A 4,952-nucleotide genomic window follows, 5' to 3' on the forward strand; every position below is an offset into this window, starting at 1 on the left:
GCCCGTACGCGAGGAGGACGCGGCGGAGAAGCAGGCAGCGGACGCCGAGGACGACGGCGGCGATGCCGGGGCGAACGCCCAAGCGCTGGACGCCACTTGAGCCTGACCGGCGAAGCGGCTCTCCCCGACCGGTGCCGTTCCGCACGGTGAAGCGCTAACCTGCGCTGCGATGGACGCCTCTCCGCCGGACGGGCCCGAAGCGAGCAGCGGCCCCGACAGCACCGGCAGTTCCGACAGCTCCGACAGGCCGGCCACCGTTCAGGACGGACTGCGTTTCGCGCTGGGCACGCTGACCGTCATCCCCGTGCGGACCGCGCGTTGGGACCGTGAGGCCGCGCGGCGGGGCATGGAGTGGGCTCCGCTCATCGGTCTGCTGGTGGGGCTCACGGCCTCCGCCCTGGGCGCCGTCGCACTGCTGCTGGGCACCTCGGCTCTGCTGGCCGCGATCCTCACCGTCGCCGTGCCCGCGCTGTTCACCCGCGCGCTGCACCTCGACGGTCTCGCGGATGTCGCGGACGGGCTGGGCAGCGCGAAGCCCCCCGAAGACGCGCTGCGCATCATGAAGCAGTCGGACATCGGCCCGTTCGGGGTCCTCACGCTCGTCTTCGTGCTGCTCGCGCAGATCGCGGTGGTCAACGAGCTCTACGAGCAAGGAGGATGGGCGCACGGGGCGCTCGCCTTCACCGTGTCCGCCGTCACCGCGCGCACCGCGCTCACGCTGGCAGCTCGTTCGGGTGTTCCTGCGGCACGCGAGGACGGGCTGGGAGCCGTCGTCGCCGGAACGGTTCCGGTACGCACCGCGGGCGTCGTCGTCGCGGTGGTCACGGTGACCGCCGCCGCGGCAGGAGCGGCCGTGTACCTGTGGGACGCGGTCTTCGGCGCCGTGACGTGCGCCCTCGCCGTGCTGCTCGGACTCGCCGCCGCCGAGCTGCTGTTGAGGCACTGCCGCCGTCGCCTGGGCGGAGTCACCGGGGACGTGTTCGGCGCTCTGGCCGAGACCGGGGCCACCGCGGCGCTGGTCGTGCTCGCGCTCGGCTGATCACCCTCGCGCGGTCCGCGGGCCCCCACCACCGGCCCCTGGGGCGGGGGTTGACGTGAGCGGTGAGCGTATGGTCTCCCGCATACGACGGTCTACGCGGGCATACGATGCCCGATGTGCCGGAAGCCGTTCACCCGTATCCGGCGATCCGCTTTTCCGGCGTCCGAACAGGAAGAAGGTTCCCCACACCGTGTCTGCTTTGACTCTCAGCACCTCGTCCGCCACGGCCCAGCGCGCGGACGTCGTCGTCATCGGCGTCGCCAAGGGCGCCAAGGGCCCCGTGGTCGCTCTCGGCGGCGAGTCCGTGGACAAGGCGTACGGCGGGAAGCTCGCCGCGACCCTGGACGCACTCGGCGCAGCCGGCAGCGAGGGCGAGACCACCAAGCTTCCGGCGCCCGACGGCGGGCTCAAGGCGCCCGTCGTGCTGGCCGTCGGCCTGGGCGAGGCCCCCGGGAAGGCCGAGTCCTACGACCTGGAGACGCTGCGCCGCGCCGCAGGTACGGCCGCACGCGCGCTGTCCGGCACGAAGAAGGCCGCCTTCGCGCTGCCCGTCGAGGACGCGGCCGCGGTCGCGGCGGTGACGGAGGGCGCGCTGCTGGGCTCGTACTCCTTCACGACGTACCGCAGCGACTCCGACGCCAAGGGCGGCAAGCGGAGTGCGAAGGACAAGGGCGCGAGCGCCCCGCTCGCCGAGATCGTCCTGGTCGGCGCCAAGCCGCGCGACAAGGCGCACAAGGCCGCGGCAGAGCGTGCCGAGGTGCTCGCCGCCGAGGTCGCACGCGCGCGCGATCTGATCAACACCCCTTCCAACGACCTCACTCCGATCGCCTTCGCGGACCACGTCCGTGAGGCCGCCAAGCAACACAGCCTGAACATCGAGGTGATGGACGAGGCGGCGCTGGCAAAGGGCGGCTACGGCGGCATCCTCGGCGTCGGCCAGGGGTCGGACAACCCGCCGCGGCTCGTGCGCATCGGCCACACCCACCCCAAGGCCAAGAAGACCATCGCCCTCGTCGGCAAGGGCATCACGTACGACTCGGGCGGCATCTCGCTCAAGCCCGCGGGCCACAACGAGACGATGAAGTGCGACATGAGCGGCGCCGCCGCCGTCTTCGCCGCCGTCGTCTCGGCCGCCCGTCTCGGGCTCCGCGTCAACGTGACCGGCTGGCTGGCACTCGCGGAGAACATGCCGTCGGGCTCGGCCACCCGCCCCGGTGACGTGCTCAGCATGTACAGCGGCAAGACCGTCGAGGTGCTCAACACCGACGCCGAGGGCCGTCTCGTCCTGGCTGACGCGCTGACCCGCGCCTGCGAGGAGTCGCCGGACGCGATCGTGGACGTGGCCACGCTCACCGGCGCCATGGTGCTCGCACTGGGCAACCGCACCTTCGGCGTGCTGAGCAACGACGACGCCTTCCGCACCACCGTTCACGAGCTGGCCGAGGAGGCGGGCGAGGCGTCCTGGCCGATGCCGATGCCGACCCACCTGCGCAAGGGCATGGAGTCCCCCGTCGCCGACATCGCCAACATCGGGGAGCGCCCGGGCGGCGGTCTCGTGGCGGGCCTGTTCCTGAAGGAGTTCGTCGACGAGGACGTCGTCTGGGCCCATCTGGACATCGCCGGCCCGGCGTTCAACGAGGCGGGGCCCTTCGGCTACACACCGAAGGGCGGCACCGGCTCCGGTGTCCGCACCCTGGTCCGGCTCGCTGAGCGCACGGCGGCCGGCGACATCGGCTGATACGGCACGGCAGGCAGGGTTCGCGAGCGTCGACCGGTGCCGGATTCCGTTGGGACCGGCACCGGTTGACGCCCGTACCCGTGCGTGCGCGGCGGTCACCGTGATCGGGCGGGGCCGCCGCGACAGGGGCCCGCGACGGCCGAGTGAGCAGGCTCACACTTCCGCCCCCGCGTGCGGGGTACATCGTGCTGTCGCCTTGCGGTACAGGCACGTTCGCCCCCGGCGATCACCGTCGTACCGCCCGGTAGACGGCCCCGCGTCCCGTTGCACGCCGACAAGTGCGAAGATGGGTCCCCGGCAGGACAGGGCCCCAGCGCGGCTTCACCAAGCCGAGACCAGGGCCGAGCAAGACAGCGGCCGAACATTTTGCCGCCCGGTCACAAGGAGACCGGCTCCGGCGTACCCATGCATGGAGGACGTGACGTGGCGAACGACGCCAGCACCGTTTTCGACCTAGTGATCCTCGGCGGCGGTAGCGGCGGCTATGCCGCCGCCCTGCGCGGGGCACAGCTGGGTCTGGACGTCGCCCTGATCGAGAAGGACAAGCTGGGCGGCACCTGTCTGCACCGGGGCTGCATCCCCACCAAGGCCCTGCTGCACGCCGGCGAACTGGCCGACCAGGCCCGCGAAGGCGAGAAGTACGGGGTCAAGAGCACCTTCGAGGGCATCGACATGGCCGGGGTGCACAAGTACAAGGACGGCGTCGTCTCGGGGCTCTACAAGGGCCTTCAGGGGCTGGTCGCCTCCCGCAAGATCACCTACGTCGAGGGTGAGGGCCGTCTCTCCTCCCCCACCTCCGTCGACGTCAACGGCCAGCGCTACGAGGGCCGTCACATCCTGCTCGCGACGGGTTCGGTGCCCAAGTCGCTCCCCGGCCTGGAGATCGACGGGAACCGCATCATCTCCTCGGACCACGGGCTGCACCTGGACCGCGTCCCGGAGTCCGCGATCATCCTCGGCGGCGGTGTCATCGGCGTCGAATTCGCCTCCGCCTGGAAGTCGTTCGGCACGGACGTGACGATCGTGGAGGGTCTCCCCCACCTCGTACCGGCAGAGGACGAGAACAGCTCGAAGCTTCTGGAGCGCGCCTTCCGCAAGCGCGGCATCTCCTTCTCGCTCGGGTCCTTCTTCGAGAAGGCCGAGTACACCGACAACGGTGTGAAGGTCAGCCTCGCCAACGGCAAGGAGTACGAGGCGGAGGTGCTGCTCGTCGCCATCGGCCGCGGCCCCGTCTCGCAGGGCCTGGGCTATGAGGAGGCCGGGGTCGCCATGGACCGCGGCTTCGTCCTCGCCGACGAGTACTGCCGTACGAACATCCCGACGGTCTCCGCCGTCGGCGACCTCATCCCGACTCTCCAGCTCGCGCACGTCGGCTTCGCCGAGGGCATCCTCGTCGCCGAGCGGCTGGCCGGGCTGAACCCGGTGCCGGTCGACTACGACGGCGTGCCGCGCGTGACCTACTGCCACCCCGAGGTCGCCTCCGTCGGCGTCACCGAGGAGAAGGCCAAGGAGATCTACGGGGCCGACAAGGTCGTCACCCTCAAGTACAACCTCGCCGGAAACGGCAGGAGCAAGATCCTCAACACCACGGGCGAGATCAAGCTGGTCCAGGTCCGCGATGGTGCCGTGGTCGGCGTCCACATGGTCGGTGACCGGATGGGCGAGCAGGTGGGCGAGGCACAGTTGATCTACAACTGGGAAGCGCTGCCGGCCGAGGTCGCGCAGCTGATCCACGCACACCCGACGCAGAGCGAGGCGCTCGGCGAGGCCCACCTGGCCCTCGCGGGCAAGCCGCTGCACTCCCACGACTGATGATTCGGCCTCCCCTGGGGGTCCTCCCGGCGAAGCGACGGGGAGGGGCCTCGGGGGAAGAGTCCGGGCGCGACCCGCATCCGCACCATTCCGTTAGGAGCAACCGAAACCATGGCGGTTTCCGTAACCCTGCCGGCGCTCGGCGAGAGCGTCACCGAGGGCACCGTCACCCGCTGGCTGAAAGCCGAGGGTGAGCAAGTGGAGGCCGACGAGCCGTTGCTCGAGGTCTCCACCGACAAGGTCGACACCGAGATCCCGGCCCCCGCGGCCGGCACGCTCTCCTCCATCAAGGTCGCCGAGGACGAGACGGTCGAGGTCGGCGCCGAGCTGGCCGTGATCGACGACGGGGCCTCTCCGGCACAG

General features: G+C 71.0%; 4 protein-coding genes. All 4 read left to right on the forward strand.

Translation table 11 applies throughout. The features are described 5' to 3' along the window. Window positions 1-169: 169 nt before the first annotated feature. Window positions 170-1,039 (forward strand): adenosylcobinamide-GDP ribazoletransferase, encoded by an 870-nt coding sequence (gene cobS, locus H5J26_RS28310; protein WP_181768815.1) that lies wholly within the window; start codon window positions 170-172, stop codon window positions 1,037-1,039. 190 nt (window positions 1,040-1,229) lie between these two features. Continuing rightward, the gene (locus tag H5J26_RS28315; protein ID WP_181768816.1) at window positions 1,230-2,777 is read left to right on the forward strand and encodes a leucyl aminopeptidase; all 1,548 of its coding nucleotides are present in this window, start codon (window positions 1,230-1,232) and stop codon (window positions 2,775-2,777) included. Between the two features lie 423 nt (window positions 2,778-3,200). Then, entirely contained in the window at window positions 3,201-4,589 is a 1,389-nt protein-coding gene (gene lpdA / locus H5J26_RS28320) for a dihydrolipoyl dehydrogenase (protein WP_181768817.1), read from the forward strand. Between the two features lie 111 nt (window positions 4,590-4,700). Beyond that, the coding region (locus tag H5J26_RS28325) for a biotin/lipoyl-containing protein (RefSeq protein ID WP_303647250.1) at window positions 4,701-4,952 on the forward strand (252 nt) is incomplete at its 3' end.

Source organism: Streptomyces albidus (ex Kaewkla and Franco 2022), from assembly GCF_013870515.1.
GTDB lineage: Bacteria > Actinomycetota > Actinomycetes > Streptomycetales > Streptomycetaceae > Streptomyces > Streptomyces albidus.